The organism is Simiduia aestuariiviva (genome assembly GCF_014192475.1).
Classification (GTDB): domain Bacteria; phylum Pseudomonadota; class Gammaproteobacteria; order Pseudomonadales; family Cellvibrionaceae; genus Simiduia; species Simiduia aestuariiviva.
Map to the genome: position 1 here is coordinate 745,474 of NZ_JACHXZ010000002.1, position 18,461 is coordinate 763,934.

Annotated in this window: 21 protein-coding genes; 7 read left to right on the forward strand and 14 right to left on the reverse strand. The window is 55.7% G+C overall.

The features are described from left to right. Nucleotides 1-32: 32 nt before the first annotated feature. The gene (locus FHS30_RS09040) at nucleotides 33-893 is read left to right on the forward strand and encodes a PA4780 family RIO1-like protein kinase (protein WP_183910111.1); all 861 of its coding nucleotides are present in this window, start codon (nucleotides 33-35) and stop codon (nucleotides 891-893) included. Here the strand turns inward: FHS30_RS09040 and FHS30_RS09045 are convergent. From FHS30_RS09045 to hutC, 5 genes are all read right to left on the reverse strand, one after another. Next, entirely contained in the window at nucleotides 890-1,099 is a 210-nt protein-coding gene (locus FHS30_RS09045; protein WP_183910112.1) for a hypothetical protein, read from the reverse strand. The genes FHS30_RS09040 and FHS30_RS09045 overlap by 4 nt on opposite strands. A gap of 132 nt (nucleotides 1,100-1,231) precedes the next feature. Beyond that, nucleotides 1,232-1,702, reverse strand: coding sequence for a Dps family protein (locus FHS30_RS09050; RefSeq protein WP_183910113.1), 471 nt, complete (start codon nucleotides 1,700-1,702; stop codon nucleotides 1,232-1,234). 260 nt (nucleotides 1,703-1,962) lie between these two features. Continuing rightward, nucleotides 1,963-3,498, reverse strand: coding sequence for a histidine ammonia-lyase (hutH, locus tag FHS30_RS09055; protein ID WP_183910114.1), 1,536 nt, complete (start codon nucleotides 3,496-3,498; stop codon nucleotides 1,963-1,965). Nucleotides 3,499-3,573: 75 nt separating this feature from the next. Further along, nucleotides 3,574-5,253: a urocanate hydratase gene (gene hutU / locus FHS30_RS09060; protein WP_183910115.1), complete on the reverse strand. Its 1,680-nt coding sequence runs from the start codon at nucleotides 5,251-5,253 to the stop codon at nucleotides 3,574-3,576. Between the two features lie 72 nt (nucleotides 5,254-5,325). Then, the gene (hutC, locus tag FHS30_RS09065; RefSeq protein ID WP_183910116.1) at nucleotides 5,326-6,030 is read right to left on the reverse strand and encodes a histidine utilization transcriptional repressor HutC; all 705 of its coding nucleotides are present in this window, start codon (nucleotides 6,028-6,030) and stop codon (nucleotides 5,326-5,328) included. A gap of 131 nt (nucleotides 6,031-6,161) precedes the next feature. On the opposite strand from hutC, the gene hutI reads away from it, so the two are divergent. From hutI to FHS30_RS09085, 4 genes are all read left to right on the forward strand, one after another. Further along, nucleotides 6,162-7,361, forward strand: a complete 1,200-nt coding sequence (gene hutI / locus FHS30_RS09070; protein ID WP_183910117.1) for an imidazolonepropionase — start codon at nucleotides 6,162-6,164, stop codon at nucleotides 7,359-7,361. Then, a complete protein-coding gene (gene hutG / locus FHS30_RS09075) occupies nucleotides 7,358-8,347 on the forward strand; it encodes a formimidoylglutamase (RefSeq protein ID WP_183910118.1) in 990 nt (329 codons plus the stop codon). Before hutI ends, hutG begins: the two co-directional genes overlap by 4 nt. Nucleotides 8,348-8,490: 143 nt before the next feature. Next, nucleotides 8,491-9,918, forward strand: coding sequence for an alanine/glycine:cation symporter family protein (locus FHS30_RS09080; protein ID WP_183910119.1), 1,428 nt, complete (start codon nucleotides 8,491-8,493; stop codon nucleotides 9,916-9,918). Further along, entirely contained in the window at nucleotides 9,915-11,417 is a 1,503-nt protein-coding gene (locus tag FHS30_RS09085) for a Ppx/GppA phosphatase family protein (RefSeq protein ID WP_183910120.1), read from the forward strand. Before FHS30_RS09080 ends, FHS30_RS09085 begins: the two co-directional genes overlap by 4 nt. Here the strand turns inward: FHS30_RS09085 and FHS30_RS09090 are convergent. Beyond that, on the reverse strand, nucleotides 11,414-11,779 hold the full coding sequence (locus tag FHS30_RS09090; protein ID WP_183910121.1) for a helix-turn-helix domain-containing protein: 366 nt from the start codon (nucleotides 11,777-11,779) through the stop codon (nucleotides 11,414-11,416). The genes FHS30_RS09085 and FHS30_RS09090 overlap by 4 nt on opposite strands. Nucleotides 11,780-11,841: 62 nt before the next feature. Between FHS30_RS09090 and FHS30_RS09095 the strand changes: the two genes are divergently transcribed. Beyond that, complete coding sequence (locus tag FHS30_RS09095; RefSeq protein WP_183910122.1) at nucleotides 11,842-12,546, forward strand: J domain-containing protein; 705 nt, start codon at nucleotides 11,842-11,844, stop codon at nucleotides 12,544-12,546. 30 nt (nucleotides 12,547-12,576) lie between these two features. Here the strand turns inward: FHS30_RS09095 and FHS30_RS09100 are convergent, their stop codons facing one another. From FHS30_RS09100 to FHS30_RS09130, 7 genes are all read right to left on the reverse strand, one after another. Next, on the reverse strand, nucleotides 12,577-13,965 hold the full coding sequence (locus FHS30_RS09100; protein ID WP_183910123.1) for an ATP-binding protein: 1,389 nt from the start codon (nucleotides 13,963-13,965) through the stop codon (nucleotides 12,577-12,579). Beyond that, nucleotides 13,962-14,651, reverse strand: a complete 690-nt coding sequence (locus tag FHS30_RS09105; RefSeq protein WP_183910124.1) for a response regulator transcription factor — start codon at nucleotides 14,649-14,651, stop codon at nucleotides 13,962-13,964. The genes FHS30_RS09100 and FHS30_RS09105 overlap by 4 nt, the downstream gene beginning before the upstream one ends. Beyond that, nucleotides 14,652-14,912, reverse strand: a complete 261-nt coding sequence (locus FHS30_RS09110; protein WP_183910125.1) for a PepSY domain-containing protein — start codon at nucleotides 14,910-14,912, stop codon at nucleotides 14,652-14,654. It lies immediately after the preceding gene. A gap of 32 nt (nucleotides 14,913-14,944) precedes the next feature. Continuing rightward, complete coding sequence (locus FHS30_RS09115) at nucleotides 14,945-15,400, reverse strand: hypothetical protein (protein ID WP_183910126.1); 456 nt, start codon at nucleotides 15,398-15,400, stop codon at nucleotides 14,945-14,947. 15 nt (nucleotides 15,401-15,415) lie between these two features. Continuing rightward, the gene (locus tag FHS30_RS09120; protein ID WP_183910127.1) at nucleotides 15,416-15,943 is read right to left on the reverse strand and encodes a glycine zipper 2TM domain-containing protein; all 528 of its coding nucleotides are present in this window, start codon (nucleotides 15,941-15,943) and stop codon (nucleotides 15,416-15,418) included. Between the two features lie 90 nt (nucleotides 15,944-16,033). Beyond that, entirely contained in the window at nucleotides 16,034-16,882 is an 849-nt protein-coding gene (locus FHS30_RS09125; RefSeq protein ID WP_183910128.1) for a methyltransferase domain-containing protein, read from the reverse strand. A 141-nt stretch (nucleotides 16,883-17,023) separates the two neighbouring features. After that, nucleotides 17,024-17,326: a nucleotide pyrophosphohydrolase gene (locus tag FHS30_RS09130; RefSeq protein ID WP_183910129.1), complete on the reverse strand. Its 303-nt coding sequence runs from the start codon at nucleotides 17,324-17,326 to the stop codon at nucleotides 17,024-17,026. Between the two features lie 10 nt (nucleotides 17,327-17,336). Between FHS30_RS09130 and FHS30_RS09135 the strand changes: the two genes are divergently transcribed. Beyond that, a complete protein-coding gene (locus FHS30_RS09135) occupies nucleotides 17,337-17,603 on the forward strand; it encodes a GIY-YIG nuclease family protein (RefSeq protein ID WP_221197213.1) in 267 nt (88 codons plus the stop codon). On the opposite strand, the gene FHS30_RS09140 is transcribed toward FHS30_RS09135, so the two are convergent. Continuing rightward, the gene (locus FHS30_RS09140) at nucleotides 17,581-18,321 is read right to left on the reverse strand and encodes a DUF599 domain-containing protein (protein ID WP_343048992.1); all 741 of its coding nucleotides are present in this window, start codon (nucleotides 18,319-18,321) and stop codon (nucleotides 17,581-17,583) included. The two genes, FHS30_RS09135 and FHS30_RS09140, sit on opposite strands and share 23 nt — an antisense overlap. Nucleotides 18,322-18,461 lie beyond the last annotated feature (140 nt).

Consider the following 18,461-nt stretch of genomic DNA (forward strand, 5'->3'; position numbering starts at 1 on the left):
CGCCCAGTTACACAGTACAGAGCCCAATTGTTATGAAAGTCCCTAAACGGCTGCAACCTCTGGTTGCCGACGGCGTCATTGATGAGGTGATCTACCCGCTGATGAGCGGCAAAGAAGCCCAGGTCTTTGTGGTGCGTGTGGGCGATCAGTACCTGTGTGCAAAAGTCTACAAAGAATCCAAACAGCGCAGCTTTAAGCAGGCGGCTGTCTACCAAGAGGGCCGCGGCACACGCAATAGCCGCCGGGCCCGTGCCATGCAGAAGAAAAGCAAGTTTGGGCAAAAAGAGTCAGAACAGGCATGGTTATCCGCAGAGGTAGACGCGCTTTATCGACTGGCGGAAGCCGAGGTACGCGTACCCACACCACACGGTTTTGTGGACGGTGTATTGCTCATGGATTTAATTACCGATGAGCACGGAGACCCAGCGCCCCGCTTGGACGATGTCGAATTCGATGTGGAAACTGCAGCGGAATTTCACCGCATTATGATGCAAGAAATTGTACGCATGCTGTGCGCGGGGCTGGTCCACGGGGATTTGTCACCATTCAATGTGTTAGTTGAACCCGAAGGGCCGGTTATTATCGACCTGCCCCAAGCCGTCAATGCGGCCGGCAACAACAGCGCTAAGATGATGCTGGTGCGCGATATCAACAATATGACCCGCTTCTTCGGTCAGTTTGATACCCGCCTGCTCACCACCCATTACGCCGAAGAAATTTGGCATTTGTACGAGCGCGGGGATTTGCATCCAGACAGCACCTTGACGGGCGAAAGCGACCAGGTTGCCGTTGAAACCGACATCGCCACCATGCTGCGCATCATCGAAGATGCCCGCGAGGAAGAAGCGGACCGCCAAGCCCGCATGAACGCCTCCGACGAGGATGATTACTAGCGACGCAGGCGCTCATCCTGCTCAGCTCGCGCCCGACGCTCGGTCTCGGCCGCTTGCAGGGTGTCCTCCACCGATTTGGCTTTTTCCAGAGCCTTGAGTTGATGCTCGGGAATGGCACCCTGTGCCTGCTCGGAATCGGCAGGCTTTTCACTACACCCCACAAGGGCCCACCCAATGATCGCCACCGCCACCATTAATCTCGTCATAATCTACTCCGTTAGCTATCGTTGAGCGGCCTATAAAACGCCACTTTGTGGAGCCATTGTGATCGCCATTGACGTTCAAAGACAATAAAAAAAGCGAAGCCTTAGCTTCGCTTTTACTTTCAATGACCGGTGCTACTTTCGCGTTGCACGCAACATCCACGCTGTCTTCTCGTGCACGCGCATGCGATCTGACACCAGCGCCGCTGTGGATTCATCGTCTGCCCCTTGGGCCTTGCTCAACACTTGGCGTGCAGTGCGCACGACCTGCTCGTGCCCTTTAGTTAAATAATCAACCATATGCTCCGCCGACGGCACCTCGTCCACTTCTTCAATGGAGCTCAACTGAGCAAACGCCTTATAGGTACCGGGCGCCACCACATCCAAGGTGCGAATGCGCTCGGCGATGTCGTCCACGGCGGTGGCCAACTCGGTGTATTGCTCTTCGAACATCAAGTGCAGCTCACGGAACTGCAGCCCCGTGACATTCCAATGAAAAAAGTGGGTCTGTAAATACAGGGTGTAAGAATCTGCCAGTAAATGCTTTAACCCCTCGGCAATTTCCAAACGATCTTTTTGATCAATACCAATATCAATGCCTGTCATACAACCTCCTTCGTGTGCGTTGAACGGGAGTCAGCCCCCCACTTACTGATGCCTACGCGCAATCAGTTAACTCGGATGAGTGTAGGCTAAACAGCTCATAGCCAAAAGCAATTAATTTATATGCAGCTAATAGTAATTTGCTATCAAAGTGACAAGCTATATAACCGCTCCCTAGCCCTTGACCGTAAAAAGTCCCAAAAGCCGTTCAACAAAAAAGCCCGCATAGCGGGCTTCGGCGAAATCTGACCATCAGCTATCCGTTAGAGGCGAATGGTCTTATCCACTAGGGATTTCAGCACACCGAGATCGATCAACTCTGCCGCTCGCTCAATATCGGGGGCAAAAAAGCGGTCCTTATCGTAGAACGGCACATGGGTCCGCAATTCGGCGCGCGCCTGTTCCAGCGGCCCAGAGGTGGATAAGCCTTCAAGGAAGTCGAGCCCCTGACAAACGGCCAACCACTCCACCGCTAAAATACCCACGGTATTTTCATACATGTCTTTTAGACGGCGGGCGGCAAAGGTGGCCATTGAAACATGGTCCTCCTGATTGGCCGAGGTGGGCAGCGAATCTACGCTGGCGGGATGCGCGAGGGATTTATTTTCACTCGCCAGCGCCGCAGAAGTGACCTGCGCAATCATAAAGCCAGAGTTAACACCCCCATTGTTTACCAAAAACGGTGGCAGCCCAGACAGCTTACTGTCGATTAACAGGGCCATACGGCGCTCAGACAAGGAACCAATCTCGGCAATGGCCAGCGCCAAGTTGTCGGCCGCCATGGCAATGGGCTCCGCGTGGAAATTGCCGCCAGAAATAATATCGCTGGCCGCCAAATCCTCTTCCACAAATACCAGGGGATTGTCTGACACGGCGTTGGCCTCAGTCACAATGATGTCGCGTGCGTTGCGCATCTGTTGTAAGCACGCGCCCATGACTTGCGGCTGGCAACGCAGCGAATAAGGATCTTGCACTTTTTCACAATCGATGTGGCTGTGTTCAATTTGCGAATGGTCCAGCAAATTCCGATAGGCCAAGGCCATGTCGATTTGCGACTGATGGCCACGCGCCAAATGGATGCGCTCATCGAAGGGTTTGCGTGACCCCTTGGCAGCCTCAACACACAATGCGCCAATGACGGTGGCCGCCGACAGCACATTTTCTGCGTAGAACAAGCCTTCCAGGGCCAAGGCAGTGGACGCCTGAGTGCCATTTAACAGCGCCAGGCCTTCTTTGGGTGCCAACACCAATGGTTTGAGCCCGGCCAAACGCAATGCGGTTTTTGCAGAGATCCGCTCCTTCTTGTAGATCGCCTCACCCTCGCCCAGCAATATCGCACTCATGTGTGCGAGCGGCGCCAAATCACCAGAGGCACCCACCGACCCCTTCAATGGGATACAGGGATAGATTTCGTGGTTGAGTAGGGTCATCAACGCTTCGATAACTTCCAATCGAATGCCAGAAAAACCGCGCGCTAAGGCGTTAATTTTTAATACCATCAACAAGCGAACGGTGGACGGCTTCATCAATTTGCCAATGCCCGCAGCGTGGCTCAAGACGATGGAGCGCTGCAATTCTTCCAACTCTTCTGGCTTGATGCGGGTGTTGGCCAGCAATCCAAAGCCGGTGTTGATGCCATACACCACGCGGTTGTCGTCGATGACCTTTTTAACCACTGCGGCCGAGGCATTGATGCCGTCGATACAATCGGCATTGAGCGTTAATTGGTGTGCACGGCTGTGTAACTTGTACAAATCGGCATAGGTCAAGGCGCCGGGTTTAATTTCAAAGGTATCCATAGTCATCTCTCATAGGTACCCGAAGTAGGTTTACTGCATCTCGGGTAACGGGTTGTATTTATTCGCTGCCTGGAATCAGTCTTCCAGCATTGGCAGATCAAGGCCCTGTGCTTTGGCGCAATTGATGGCAATGTCGTAACCGGCATCCGCATGGCGCATGACGCCCGTGCCCGGATCATTGCGCAACACGCGCCCCACGCGCTCGTGCGCGGCTTGGGTGCCATCACACACAATCACTACGCCGCTGTGCTGGCTGAAACCCATGCCAACACCGCCGCCGTGATGCAAACTCACCCAGGTTGCGCCGCCCGCAGTGTTGAGCAATGCATTGAGCAGCGGCCAATCGGATACCGCATCGCTGCCGTCCTGCATCGCCTCGGTTTCCCGGTTCGGCGACGCCACAGAGCCGCTGTCTAAATGGTCGCGGCCGATGACCACGGGCGCTTTTAATTCCCCGTTGGCCACCATTTCGTTAAATGCCTGACCGAGGCGTGCGCGATCTTTTAAACCGACCCAACAAATGCGCGCCGGCAACCCTTGAAACTGGATGCGCTCGCGCGCCATATCTAGCCAGTTGTGCAGATGCGGATCATCGGGAATCAGCTCTTTTACTTTTTGATCGGTTTTGTAGATGTCCTCTGGGTCGCCCGATAAAGCTACCCAGCGGAATGGGCCAATGCCTTCACAGAACAGCGGGCGAATATAGGCCGGTACAAAACCGGGGAAATCGAATGCGTTGGCCACACCCTCTTCGAGGGCCATCTGGCGAATGTTGTTGCCATAATCGAGCGTTGCCGCACCGCGCGCCTGCAATGCCAACATCGCGTTAACCTGTACGGCCATTGATTGTTTGGCCGCTTTCACTACCGCGGCTTCGTCGCGCTGGCGTTCAGCCACGGCCTGCTCCAGTGTCCACCCCTGCGGCAAATAGCCGTTTAATGGATCGTGAGCAGACGTTTGATCGGTGACCACATCGGGAGTAACTCCCTTTTCAACCAGCGCGGGGAAAACGTCGGCAGCATTCGCAAGCAAACCAACAGAAATGGCCCTGCCCTCCGCCTTTGCCGCCTCCAACATGGCCAGCGCTTCGTCCAGTGACGTGGCCTTTTTATCCACGTAGCCGGTCTTTAATCGGAAATCGATACGCGATTCGTCCACTTCGACGGCCAGCATCGAAAAGCCGGCCATGGTGGCCGCCAATGGCTGCGCGCCACCCATGCCGCCAAGGCCGCCGGTCAGCACCCAACGGCCTTTCGCCTGCCCATCAAAATGTTTTTTAGCCACGCTCACAAAGGTCTCATAGGTGCCCTGCACAATGCCCTGCGAGCCAATGTAGATCCATGAGCCGGCCGTCATCTGGCCGTACATCATCAAGCCCTGCTTATCCAATTCATTAAAGTGTTCCCAGTTGGCCCAATGGGGAACTAAATTTGAATTGGCCAACAGAACCCGGGGGGCGTTCTCATGGGTTTTAAACACGCCTACGGGCTTGCCGCTTTGAATCAACAGGGTTTCGTCATCTTCCAGGCGCGTGAGGGTCTCGACAATTTTGTCGAAGCATTGCCAATTGCGCGCCGCGCGACCAATACCACCGTACACCACTAACGCCTGCGGGTGCTCGGCGACCTCGGGATCTAAATTGTTCATCAACATGCGCAGCGGCGCTTCAGTTAGCCAGCTTTTAGCGGTGAGTTCTGTGCCGCGGGCGGCGCGAATAACGCGACTGTTGTCGATGCGCGGATCTTGATTTGCCATGGATCTATGCCTCTCTCTGTTCAGGCGCCGTAGCGCCGCTGTAGGGTTACCGCACTGGCGATGAGGGCCAGCTTAGTAGTTGATGTGTCCACCCAGCCGGTAGCGGCTGCCGGGGTGAAATAACTGGGCGTAGCTGACGATGCCCGCTGGCCCAAAGGTGCGCCGACTCACTTTCAAGCAGGGCTCGCCCTGCGCAAGCTGCAACAGACTTTGCAGCGTTTCGGACGCGCCCACCGCCTCGATTAAATGATCCGCCTCCGTCAGGGGCACCACCTTATTGAGGTAGCCACTGGGCGTGAGATCCTGCGCACCAAAGCGCTGCGCTAAATAGTCGGGGGCGAATTTGGGGTTCACCCAGCGCTCCTCTAACTGCACAGGCAGCGCATTTTCACAGTGCAACAAGCGTGAAAAAAATATCTCCCCACCGGAGGCCAAGCCCAGTCGCAGCGCCTGCTTGGCGTCGGCAGCTTGGGCCTCTAAGGTCAGTACCTGGCAGTGGTAGGCGTGTCCGCGGCCGTGAATTTCGTCGGCGATGTTGCGGATTTCAATCAAATTGCTGCTGGGCCGCTCGTCTGCCACGAACGTGCCTAAACCCTGGGTGCGAATCAGCACTCCCTCGTCTGCTAGGGCATCCAACGCCCGGCGCGCGGTCATGCGCGATACGCCAAATTCTGAGGCCAGCTCATTTTCACTGGCCACACGGGCGCCTGCGGCCAAAATGCCGCCTTCAATACGCGCGAGCAATGCTTGCTTGATGGTGAGGTAACGAGGTTCCATGAGCTGAAATGCTACTTGTATATACTTGTATATACAAGTGCTTTGCGTACACTAGGGACTTTGACTCGAGCCTGCCCCGCACTATCCTGAGGGCCGCAACTGCGCCATTCACCATTCGACAGGGAGTACCCATGACCGTTGATCTTGTGATCACCAACGTCAACCTCGCCACCGCCGTCGCCAACGGCCAGCCCTATGGCGGCCAGCTCAACCGCGCGCTGGCGGTTCACAACGGCAAAATTCACTGGCTTGGCACGCCTGGCGACGCACCCACGGCGGCCACCGTATTTGATGCCAAGGGCGCATGGCTCACACCGGGTTTGATCGATTGCCACACGCACCTCATTTTTGGCGGCAACCGCGCGCACGAATTTGAATGGCGCCAACAGGGCGTCAGCTATACCGAGATTGCCAATCGCGGTGGCGGGATAAAAAGTACGGTAACCGCCACCCGCGACGCCAGCGACGAAACACTGCTCGCGGGTGCACAAAAGCGACTCGCTGCTCTCATGGCCGAAGGCGTCACCAGCGTGGAAATCAAATCCGGCTACGGCCTGACGCTGGAACACGAACTGCGCATGTTGCGGTTGGCGCGTGAACTGGAGCAGCACAATCCAGTCACCGTGCGCACCACATTGCTCGCGGCCCACGCGCTACCACCTGAATTTTCAAACAAAGACGATTACATCGAACACATTGTTCAAGCGATCCTGCCCGCTGCCGCAGACGCCGGCTTAGCCGATGCGGTCGACGTGTTCTGCGAGGGCGTCGGATTTTCACCGGCGCAATGCGAGCGCGTATTTGAAGCGGCGGCGGCGCGCGACCTTGCCGTTAAAGGCCATGTGGAGCAGCTGAGCAATTTACACGGCAGCGCTTTGGTGGCGGCCTACAAGGGTTTGTCGGTGGATCATATCGAGTACCTCGAGGCCGCCGACATCCCTCGCCTGAAAGACGCGGGCACCACAGCGGTTTTGCTGCCCGCGGCCTACTTTTTCCTGCGCGAAACCCAGCAACCGCCCATCGATGCCCTGCGCGCGGCGGGCGTACCTATGGCCGTTGCCACCGATTGCAATCCGGGCACCGCACCGCAGGCGTCGCTGCTCACCGCCATGAGTCAGGCCTGTGTCCTCTTTGGCCTCACGCCGGAGGAAAGCTTTTATGGCGTCACGCGCCATGCCGCGGCAGCCTTGGGGCTGGCCCACAAAGGACAGCTGGCCGAAGGAATGGATGCCGACCTACTGTTGTGGCACATCGACTCACCCGCCGAACTCAGTTACGGCATCAATCTCATCAAGCCCTCCCAGCGCTGGGTGGCGGGAGTTGCACAATGAGTCATCCTCTATACCGCGCCGCCAACCCCAAGCTCTGGACCGGGCGCATCGATAGCGAAGAAAGCAGCCCCGCACTGCGCTGGCACCAGCAAATGCAGTGCTTGGATTTGTCGCAGCCGCTGTCGGCCAATCTTGACAGACAAGTCACCCTGCTCGGCTTTGCCAGCGATGCGGGTGTGAAACGCAACAAAGGCCGCCCGGGTGCCGCCGCCGGCCCCGACGCCCTGCGCGCCGCTCTGGCCAACAGCGCCTGTGCCGATCACCCGCTGTATGATGCCGGCGATATTATCTGTGAAGGCGACCGCCTCGAAAGCGCACAACTCGGGTTGGCAGAACACCTCGCCAAACTCATTGAGGCCCAGGCAAACCCCGTGGTCCTCGGCGGTGGGCACGAGGTGGCGTGGGCCAGTTTTCAGGGCCTGATACCGAAGCTGCAGCAATCTAACGCACGGCTAGGAATCATCAATTTTGACGCCCACTTGGATTTGCGACGGCCCAATCCCGCGGGCTCCTCCGGCACGCCGTTTCGACAAATCGCCGAGTGGTGCGATGCCAACGGACATCCATTTAACTATTGGGTATTAGGGGTCAATCCGAGTGCCAATACCGACGCTCTCTTCCAATATGCCAGAGAAAAGGACGTGCAATGGATCGAAGATGATGCGTTTGAATCAGAACCGCTGAGCGCACTTGCCGAGGCCTGCAATGCATTCCTCACCACCGTAGACAGTCTCTACATCACCGTGTGCCTGGACGTGTTTAATGCGGCCTTTGCACCCGGCGTGAGCGCACCGGCTGCATTGGGTATCAGCCCGAGTCGCATGCTCTGGGTATTTAAACACCTCATCAAACAGGCCAAGGCAGTTAACAAGCCCGTTTGGTTGCTGGACATTGCGGAACTCAACCCCGCCTACGATCCGCACGGTCAAACGGCGCGGCTGGGTGCGCGCATTATCTGGGAGTACCAACGTGCGCAATCTCAATAGGCCGTGCATGTAAGTCCTAAGTAGACATTCGCGCGCCAAATAAGCACACTTGCCTCAGCCATAATCCCGCCAACGCGGGGTTACACAACAATAACAACGGCGCACAGAAAACGGCGCCCACTCACAAAAGAATCTGCCTCTCTATGGATACCTTTAACCAGTTTTTAGCCTCCACCGTCAGCAGCATCAACGGCGTGCTTTGGGATTCCATTCTGATTTACATGCTGGTCATTGCCGGCCTGTGGTTCACCCTGCGTTTGGGCGCCATACAATTTCGGCTGTTCGGCCATATGTTCACCATGATGCGAGGTGCGGGGCGCTCCAATGCCGAGGGCATCTCCCCCTTTCAAGCGCTGGCCACAAGCTTGGCGGCGCGCGTGGGTACGGGCAACCTCGCCGGCGTGGCCGTGGCCATTACCCTGGGCGGGCCAGGTGCAGTATTTTGGATGTGGATGATCGCATTGCTGGGCATGGCCACGGGCTTTGTCGAATCCACACTGGGTCAATTCTACAAAGTCAAAGACGCCAATGGGGAATTTCGCGGTGGTCCGGCCTACTACATTCAAATGGGTCTGAATAAGCGCTGGCTCGCCATCGCCTTTTCGCTCTGCCTCATGTTTGGCTACGGCTTTGTGTTCTCGGCAGTGCAGGCCAACACCATTGGCGATGCGTTAAACAATGCCTACGGCGTTGCGCCGCTGTATAGCGGCTTGGTCATGACGATTGTGGCCGGAATTATCGTGCTCGGTGGCCTGCGCGCCATTGCCCGCTTTGCCGAATTTACAGTGCCGTTTATGGGGCTTGCCTATGTGGCCATGGCCTTGTTTATTGTGGCGGTCAATATCAATGCCGTGCCCGGCATTCTGAAATTAATTGTCAGCTCCGCCTTTGGTTATGAAGAGGCCGCTGGCGGGTTTTTAGGTGCCGCCATCAATGGCATAAAACGCGGACTTTATTCTAACGAAGCCGGGTCTGGCAGCGTGCCTCACGCCGCCGCAGCGGCTGCGCCCTACCCCAATCACCCGGTTTCTCAAGGCTTGGTGCAAATGTTGGGCGTGTTTGTCGACACCATTTTAATTTGCTCTTGTACCGCCATCATCATCTTGCTCGCGGGCGGCGCTAGTGAAGAGGGGCTCGCCGGAATTCGCATCACCCAAGACGCCATGGTGAACCACGTGGGCAGCTGGGGCATGGACTTTGTGGCCATTGCCATTGTGTTCTTTTCGTTTACTTCAGTGGTAGCTAACTATGCCTACGCTGAATCCAACCTGCATGTGTTTAAGCTCGATCACAAACCCGGCAAGCTGGCGTTAACCGCGGGTTATTTGTGCATGGTGTTATGGGGCACGATGGCTCCGCTGCCCACGGTGTGGAACATGGCCGATATGGCGCTGGGCCTCATGACCGTAATTAACATCATCGCCATTGCATGGCTAACGCCGACGGTAGTGACGCTACTCAATGACTACTTAGATCAACGCAGCAAAGGCAAACTGCCAGAGCTGAAACTCGACAAATCCCATCGTTATCAAGGCCACACTGAACCCGGTGTATGGAGTGATGCAGATTGAGTGATGCCCAATTGGACACTGACAGCGGCGACTATTACGCCGCCGTCGATTTAGGCTCCAACAGTTTTCATCTGATGGTAGCGAAGCTTGTAGGCAATCGTTTAGAAGTGGTGGATCGCTACAAGGAAATGGTTCAAATCGCGCGCGGTCTAGACGCGCGCGGCACGCTTAGCAAAGAAGTACAGCGCGAGGCCTTGGAAGTGCTTGGGCGCATCAACCAGCGTTTACGCGACATCAAGCCGGCAAATATTCGCGCCGTGGGAACTAAAACCCTGCGCGCTGCCCGCAACGCCGATAAGTTTTTACGTAAAGCCGAAACCGAACTGGGCCACCCTATTCACATTATTTCTGGCTATGAGGAAGCCCGCCTTGTGTATCAAGGGGTTGTCTCCACGCTGGAAAACAATCAACAACGCCGCTTGGTTATCGACATCGGCGGCGGCTCCACCGAATTCATTATTGGTCAAGGACAACACCCGCGGCTGCTTGAAAGCCTGAGCTTAGGCTGTGTGGTACTGGCCGAGCAGCACTTTAAATTCGGCCCTGTCACGCGTGAGCGCATGGACGCCGCCTATTTGTCGGCGTGCGCCGCCATCGAGCCGATTGCGCACACCTATCGCAGCTTCGGCTGGGACATGGCCATGGGCTCATCAGGTACCATGCGCGCCGCCGCCGAACTTATGACCGCCAAAGACAACGGTTTAATTACGCGCGACAATTTACAGCGAGTGATCGAACAAACCATCGCCGGCGGCGAGGTGAGCAACACCAACGTGCCCAAATTGCGACGCGACGTTTTGCCCGCGGGTTTGGCAATTATCCAAGCTATTTTTGATCAACTAAAACTGGATCAACTGCACATCGCCGAGGCATCGCTGAAAGAGGGGCTTATTTACGAAACCTTGGGTCGCGCCGGCAACAGTGATAGCCGCGAAGAAAGCGTGCACCGCCTGATGGACATCTACCAGTGTGATCGCGCCCAAGGTGAGCGCGTGGCCGAAATGGCGCAGGCAATGGTACGACAACTCAATTTACCGCACATCAATGGCACGCCCGCCACGCAATTGGTGCGGTGGGCAGCGCTGCTGCATGAAATTGGCCTGCACATTAGCCACAACAGTTTTCACAAGCACAGCTACTATTTATTGCGACATCACGATATGGGTGGTTTTGCTCGCTATGAACAACACTGGCTCGCCAGTTTGGTGCGACTGCAACGCAACGCAATTAAACCCAAAGTGCTCGAGGAAGTGTCGGAGCAGGACTTGCCGCGATTTTTACACATGGTGGCCTGCCTGCGTCTGGCGGTGATTCTCTGTCGCGGGCGCGATGACGTTCCGCTGGCGACGGCGTTGGAAGTCAGTGCTATCGACGCCCCCATGGGGCTGCAATTGAAACTGCCTGCCCCGTGGCTAAACCAGCACCCACTGACGGCCATCAATCTCTATAACGAAGCCGCAATGCTGAGTGACGTGGGCTATTCCTTTAACTACCACTAGCCCAGCAATTCATCCGGTTTTATTCCCAACGCTTGCGCTAAGCCGCGCACAATAGCCGGGCTCGGCGCCCGCTGTCCGGCGACGATTTGGGCGAGATAGGCTGGCGAAATGCCCGCGTCTTTAGCCAGTGCCGCAGCACTTTTTCCAGTTGATTGAATCATTGCGTTTAATTTTTCCACGCTAAACGCTACCCCAGATGCCGTTGTGGTTCGCGGGCTCTCGTCGGCGGGTGAGGTTTTTTGCTCTGTGGACTGCACTGTCTCTGCGGCTTGCCCCGCCGCCGACAACAACGCTTCATACTGCTCATAGGGAATGACCGCCCATTCTGGCCGACCGTCCTTCATGATAACCTGCACACTCATAATATCTGCCTCGCTCAAAGCGCAGATTGTACGCAATCACGGCAACGGACCCAACCGACCTTATGATAATACGACTGCTGCCCTTACTATTGCTCGCACTAGCGCTCTACTGGTTGTATCGACGCCTAGCGGCGCTGCCCGCGCCCACCCGCCGCATTTGGCTGATGCGCATAGCCGTAGGAACATTTCTGACCCTGCTGTTTATTGCCTTTGTCACGGGCAGACTCAACTGGTTGGGCGCACTCCTCATGGCCGTTATTCCATTTGTCACAGGCTTGTGGCGCTGGTTGAATCGTGGCTTGTCGCTACTGCGTATTTGGAAGTCTATGGGCCAAGCCGCTAACCCCTTGCACGCCGCAGGCTTGCACTTACAGACAGATGCTACCGACGGCGACGTGTTAGCGGGGCCCCATGCTGGCCAGACACTGTCGAGCCTCGCGCACGCGGCACTAGAAGAAACACTGACCTATTTTCAGGCCCACGATGCGGCGGCCGCAAAACTCCTGCGACTATATTTACTCAAACGATTTGGGCCCGACTGGCAAGGGTCGCCGTTGCACGAGCAGGACACCAACGACATGAGTCTCGCCGAAGCGCGAGCGCTGTTAGGGGTAGCCGAACACGCAGATAAACAAACGATTATTCAAGCACACCGCAAACTAATTCAAAAATTTCACCCAGACCGCGGTGGCAATGATTATTTGGCAGCACGCATCAATCAAGCAAAGGCTCTTCTACTGGACCAGCTGGAATCGCAAAACCAATGACCCACTCGTTCACCAAGGTAAAAGTCGCCCTTATTCATTCGATTTAATAGGCAGCCAGAAATTGACTGCCAAGCCACCCAGTGTCGATGCCTCTAATTGCAGCTCGCCACCGTATGCCACCAAAATATCCTGCACCAGCGCCAGACCCAGGCCCTGCCCCGGTTGATTTTCATCCAGGCGCTGGCCGCGCAACGCCAATTTTTCACGGGCCGCTGGCGCAATACCGGGCCCATTGTCTGCGATGACGAGCTTGAGGTGAGGCTGTCCTTTAAACGTCAGCGAGTCGACCTCAACCGCAATTTCTGTCGCGCCATATTTACAGGCGTTCTCCAGTGTGTTGCCCAGTATTTCAAAAACATCCTTTTCATCCATACGCAATTTGACGGCGCTTTTGGGCAGCTGGAACGCTACCGACGGGTACAGCTTTTTCAGCGTGCTTGTTAAGCGTTCCAGGATGGGCAGGACATCGATAGACAAGTGAAAATCGCCATCACTCACCCGCGCGCGCTGCAGCTGATGATTCACAATGTCGTGCATGCGCGCCATTTGCTCAGCCAGCACCTGGAGATCGGGTGTGGTCGCGTGTAACTCATTGCGCGCGACCGCCAAAGGGGTTTTTAAACTGTGTGCCAAATCGGCGAGGGTGTTGCGATAGCGTGCACGCGCGCTTTGCTCTGCGTCTAAGAGCGCATTTAGATTTTTCGTTAAGCCCTGTAATTCCACCGGAAACTGACCTTCCACCCGGTGTAAGTCGCCACTATTTAAGCCGCTTATTGCAGACGTCAGCACGCGCAAGGGGCGCAATCCCCACAACAACAATCCGATTTGCAATAACACACTGCCAAGCCCCACAACGGCCAACCAACGCCAAAGTGTGGCGCGATAAGATTCAAGCTGCCCATTAAAAGGCGCCGTTGTTTGGTATACGCTAAACACCAGCGGCAGCTCATTTTCGTCGCCAAATTCCCAACGCACGCGGTAACGCAAGAAAAAATAATCCTCCTGCCAGCGACCAAATTCGGTCACCGCATTGCGCAACGGCTGCGAGTGTTGAAGGCCCAGCTCGGCAGGCGTCAACCATTGTGCTGAGGCCGAACGCCACAGTTCGCGTTCACTGTCGAGATGATTGTCTTTGTCGGCGTGGACAAATCCATAAAGGCCGGAGTTGGCCTGCGACAACAGTGGTTCGGTAAACACTTTGGGCAGCGCCAATACGCCCCCGTCCACTTCGGCGGCAGCGAGTAATAAATAAACTTGCGAACGCAGGCGCGATTGTTCGGCTGCCAACAAACTGTGTTTAAAGGCGCGATCCAGGCCCACACCGGTGGCCCCCACCAGCACGGGCAGCACCAACAAGCTTGCCAAGAGCAGACGCCCTTTTATGGACTCAGTTAACCACGGTACGAGCTGCTGCCTCATGCAGCGGCTCCGCTGTCTGACACCACGAACTGATAGCCCTGACCGCGCACCGTTCGCAAGGGTTTAAGTTCGCTGTTGGGGTCCATTTTTTTACGCAGGCGCGTCATCAGTACTTCGATGACATTACTGTCGCGATCATAATCTTGAGCGTAAATGTGTTCGGTCAACTGCGCTTTGGAAATCACCTTGCCCGCGTGCAACATGAGATACTCAATCAAACGGTACTCGAAACTGGTCAATGTGATCGGCTCGCCAGCGCGGCTCAGCTGTTGGCCGCCAAGATCCAGTCGATAGGGTCCGGCGACGATTTCCGAGGAACTCTGACCGGCTGCCCGTCGCGCCAGCGCGTTGACGCGCGCCAACAACTCCTCTGGATGAAAGGGTTTGGTGAGGTAGTCGTCGGCGCCTGCCTCCAACCCCTCGACTTTTTGTTGCCAGTGATCCCTTGCGGTCAAAATTAAAATGGGCGTACTGATACCCGCTTTACGCCATTGACTAATGACTTCCATACCACTCATTTGAGGCAAGCCTAAATCCACCACTGCCACATCATAGGGGTATTCGCGCCCAAGGTATTCGCCCTCTCGGCCATCACCAGCCACGTCAACACTCCAGTGGCGCTGACTAAATAACTGGTTAATTTGCGATTGCAGCGCGGGCTCATCTTCTATCAGTAAAAGTCGCATTTAATCACCTTTAATCACGACGTCTTTGACGCGGCCGTCGTCTAACAACAGACGGACCTTGTAGCGCCGCCCGTCTTTATCGCGCTTCACCTTTAACACTTTGCCACCGTAGCGCGCCTGAGCCAGACGCGCCGCCTCTGCCGAAGAGCCCGCAACGTGATCTGCCTGTGCATAAAGTAGAACGGCAGATTGGGCTTCTACGCTCTGGCTCACAGGCGATAAACACACTAGAGCGGCAAAAATAAACGGTAAGCTGCGCATTTTAAATCCTCTGGGCGCTAGGCGCCCTGTTATCAATCGTGTCTGCCGCGGTGACCCCGATCGTCGCGACGTCGATCGCGTCGATCGTGGCGGTCATCATCTCTACGGCGGTCGTGATGGCCATCCCTATGTCCGCCATGGCGCCCCTCGTAGCGATCGCCATGGTGCCAGTCGTGGTCGCGATGGCTGCGGCGATGGTGTTTACGCCAATGTTTTTTCCAGTGGTGCGAACGATGCCCATAATACCCATAGTCGCGGTGGTATGGCACCGGTCTACCCCATACGCGACCATTCCAGTAGTGGCCGCAGCCGTGCCTGTGACGATGGCCATAGCGAGTATGGCCTTGATCGCGATAGTGCACACCGATGTGCGGGGTGAATAGCCTGACACTGATGTCGGTGTCACTGTGACGACGATGATCTGCCAATGCTGGAGCGGCCAATACCAGTACGCCGGCACAGACCAACCATTGAATTGTCTTGTTCATGACTGCGCACCTCGTTTAATAGATTGGCTTAACAGAAACCGCTACCCGCAGGCGCTTGCCGGGATCGCGATCCATGCGCGTCCTGTAGGTTTCTCCGTGATAACGGTAAGTGACGTCGTAACCCGTTAACCGGTCTTCGTATTCACGCACCTGCCGAGTTTCACAACGCTCTTCATCGCGATAATCCACCGTCGTGTGAGAGCGAGACTTACCAATATCGTTGCCGATGCTGCCACCGAGTACGGCCCCGATTGCGGTCCCCGAGCGCCGATCATTTTTACCCACCGCATGGCCTATGGCACCACCAATGACGGCGCCCAGCAACATGGGCGTGGCCGATTTAGATGAGGCGCGGTGTTCCCGCTCGTAAGCCACAGTTTCTGTCCAGCACTCGCGCTGCGGGCGGGTATAAGACACCTGTTCGTAGATTGGGGTGGCCGAAACAACCTTGGCGTAGTCCTGACGCTCGTTATGGCCCGCTAAAGCTGGCTGCACAAGTAGCGCTGACACACACCCCAGAGAGATTAAAAGACGGTTGTTCATGGTGCTTCTCCTGTAACGGTTGAGAGGTCTTATTCGACCTTGAGACCAGATTACGCAGGTGAAGCTGAACGAAAGCTGAATTGACTGACGCTATGAAACAATAGCGTTGGATGTCGAAGGCAAACTAGGTCTGCGCAACAGCACATGCTGGTAGCGACCCAAGCTTCGATAGGGTTCCTGTTGCGACAGCTGAAGCTCCAAAGCCTCGAGTTTGTCAGGTGCCATGTGCCGACTTTCTGGTGTTAATTGGTAATCGTGAAAGACGCGGATACCGCTGTGACACAGGATTTCCCAGCCATCGTCTGCAAGCCAACTCAATACCTCTGCGGGATCGAGTGGACGCGTGGGCGTCAAACTGCCACGGTGAGGCCGGAACTCGCCCGAGAGTATTTTGGGCTCGGTGCCACGCAATAAATTTTTCATAACCAGCCCATGGCGATTATAAAATGTCAACGACAGCACACCGCCTGGGCACACCAATTCTTTGAGGTTAACTAAGAGCCCTCGCTGATCCGCCACCCATTCCAGCACCGCGTGGCACAGCACTAACCGGTAGCGAGCACAATGCTCTGAACGCTGGGCTAGATCTTGTACACTGGCGTGCTCAAAGGCAACGCCTTCAAGATTGCGCTGTTGCGCCTCGGCACGTGCAAGTGCGAGCATTTCGGCGGAAATATCACACAATGTCAGCGCGTGCCGACCTGCCAAACTCAAGCCAAACTGCCCTTGGCCGCCGCCGGCATCCAAGATCTCCAAGCCTGAAGCACTATCTAACAGCGGCTGCACGTGATCATTGAAATCGCGCTGCAACACCGCCAGCCGCAACCGTCCTTTCAATCCGCCGTAGACATTGCGAGCAAAACGCGGCGCCAGATCGTCAAAATTGCGGTCTTCATTGTCGAGGGGGGGACGTTTGCTGCCAGGTGGATTTTGCTGCATAAGAAGGTGTCGTTGTCATAAGCGAAGCCATGTCCATAGGACAGCCGCGAGTTTAGAAGATGTGTACGCAGGGCAATGTGACTGAAGCCATGTGAAAGGAGCCAAGTGAAAGGAGCCAAGTATACCCTATAAATAACGCGTCTATGAGCGTGCCGTTAAGATCGATTGCTTGCGCTGAATTTCAGCGTCCAAATCCAAGCCGAGCGCCTCGCACAGGGCAAACAGATACAGCGCCACATCGGCAACCTCGGCGCCTATACGGCCCTTTACCTGTGTACTCACTTGATGGGACTGTTCGTCTGTCATCCACTGAAACTCGGCATTCAATTCGGCCGCCTCCTGCAGCACTGCCGTAGCCAAATTGCGCGGACTGTGGAGTGGCCGCCAGTTATTTTTGTCGGCTATAGCGTTAAACTCGCGATAATACTCTCGATAGTCCAGCACGGTGCTCCCCTTGACTCAGATTTCAACACAATGGTTTGTCTACATCATTCAGGCCAGTGACAACAGCCTCTACACCGGCATTACTACCGATGTCGCGCGCCGATTCGAGCAGCATCGCGCAGGCACCGGGGCCAAATATTTCCGCGGCCGAACGCCTGAGCGACTATGTTACCAAGAACCCTGCCCCGACCGCGCCAGCGCCTCGCGCCGTGAATGGGAGATCAAACAACTTACTCGAACGCAAAAACAAGCACTCATCGATCAAGCTGCACGTTAATTTCTGACATGCCGTCGGTGATTTCAACCAATGTTCTAAGCGCCTTTGAGTGGAACTCCCGATGATACAAAACCGCCACCACCAGCCACACCGCCAGCAAAAATAGCCACGGGCTAATTAACCATGCCAAAAACGATAGGGCAAAGTAGTAGCAGCGCAGCCCGGCGTTGTAGCTATGCCCCGCTTGATCAATGATGCGCGCCGTATTAATCGCAAACACATCGCGCTCGGCTTGGCTCGTGGGCTCATCATGTAATGGAAAGGCGCCCACCAGCACCGCACAAAACCCAAATTTCCGCATCGCCCACGTAAAACTAAAGAATGCATAGGCGAAAATCACAAACAGCAGCATTAATTTAATTTCAGTATCAACCGGTGTCGAGGGCGCACTAAAGGGCAGGTCGTTGAGTACTGTATTGGCCTGGCTGGCACTGCCTAACGCCGTAACAATACCGGCCATGACTAAGACGGTAATATTGGCAAAAAAACTCGCATTGCGCTCCACACTGGCGAGCAAAGACGAGTCCGTAATGCGGTTGTCCCGCCGAATCACACGCTTCATCCACAGGATACGAAACGCATGTAACTGGGACGCCAAGCAATGGGTCCTTTTTGCCCGATAGTGCGCAAAGCGCGCATAGCTCACCCAGCTCACTAACAGCCACAAGCTGCAACCAATGACGGCGCTATAAGTTTCTATCCAGATCGGTAAATCCACGCTTGAACTCCAGTGTATTGAACCCAATGTAGGGTATATCCGCCAGTTTGCTATGGGGGCGGCCCTTGCGCACCTGCTGCCCTTGCGCACCTGCTGCCCTAGCGCACCTATAGCCTTGGCAACCATGGCGCGTCTATAAC

Excerpts from the sequence above, each read along its gene's own strand:
- FHS30_RS09040 (WP_183910111.1), top strand. The coding sequence starts at position 33 with ATGAAAGTCCCTAAACGGCTGCAACCTCTGGTTGCCGACGGCGTCATT.
- FHS30_RS09045 (WP_183910112.1), bottom strand. The coding sequence starts at position 1,099 with ATGACGAGATTAATGGTGGCGGTGGCGATCATTGGGTGGGCCCTTGTG.
- FHS30_RS09050 (WP_183910113.1), bottom strand. The coding sequence starts at position 1,702 with ATGACAGGCATTGATATTGGTATTGATCAAAAAGATCGTTTGGAAATT.
- hutH (WP_183910114.1), bottom strand. The coding sequence starts at position 3,498 with ATGGATACCTTTGAAATTAAACCCGGCGCCTTGACCTATGCCGATTTG.
- hutU (WP_183910115.1), bottom strand. The coding sequence starts at position 5,253 with ATGGCAAATCAAGATCCGCGCATCGACAACAGTCGCGTTATTCGCGCC.
- hutC (WP_183910116.1), bottom strand. The coding sequence starts at position 6,030 with ATGGAACCTCGTTACCTCACCATCAAGCAAGCATTGCTCGCGCGTATT.
- hutI (WP_183910117.1), top strand. The coding sequence starts at position 6,162 with ATGACCGTTGATCTTGTGATCACCAACGTCAACCTCGCCACCGCCGTC.
- hutG (WP_183910118.1), top strand. The coding sequence starts at position 7,358 with ATGAGTCATCCTCTATACCGCGCCGCCAACCCCAAGCTCTGGACCGGG.
- FHS30_RS09080 (WP_183910119.1), top strand. The coding sequence starts at position 8,491 with ATGGATACCTTTAACCAGTTTTTAGCCTCCACCGTCAGCAGCATCAAC.
- FHS30_RS09090 (WP_183910121.1), bottom strand. The coding sequence starts at position 11,779 with ATGAGTGTGCAGGTTATCATGAAGGACGGTCGGCCAGAATGGGCGGTC.
- FHS30_RS09095 (WP_183910122.1), top strand. The coding sequence starts at position 11,842 with ATGATAATACGACTGCTGCCCTTACTATTGCTCGCACTAGCGCTCTAC.
- FHS30_RS09100 (WP_183910123.1), bottom strand. The coding sequence starts at position 13,965 with ATGAGGCAGCAGCTCGTACCGTGGTTAACTGAGTCCATAAAAGGGCGT.
- FHS30_RS09105 (WP_183910124.1), bottom strand. The coding sequence starts at position 14,651 with ATGCGACTTTTACTGATAGAAGATGAGCCCGCGCTGCAATCGCAAATT.
- FHS30_RS09110 (WP_183910125.1), bottom strand. The coding sequence starts at position 14,912 with ATGCGCAGCTTACCGTTTATTTTTGCCGCTCTAGTGTGTTTATCGCCT.
- FHS30_RS09115 (WP_183910126.1), bottom strand. The coding sequence starts at position 15,400 with ATGAACAAGACAATTCAATGGTTGGTCTGTGCCGGCGTACTGGTATTG.
- FHS30_RS09120 (WP_183910127.1), bottom strand. The coding sequence starts at position 15,943 with ATGAACAACCGTCTTTTAATCTCTCTGGGGTGTGTGTCAGCGCTACTT.
- FHS30_RS09125 (WP_183910128.1), bottom strand. The coding sequence starts at position 16,882 with ATGCAGCAAAATCCACCTGGCAGCAAACGTCCCCCCCTCGACAATGAA.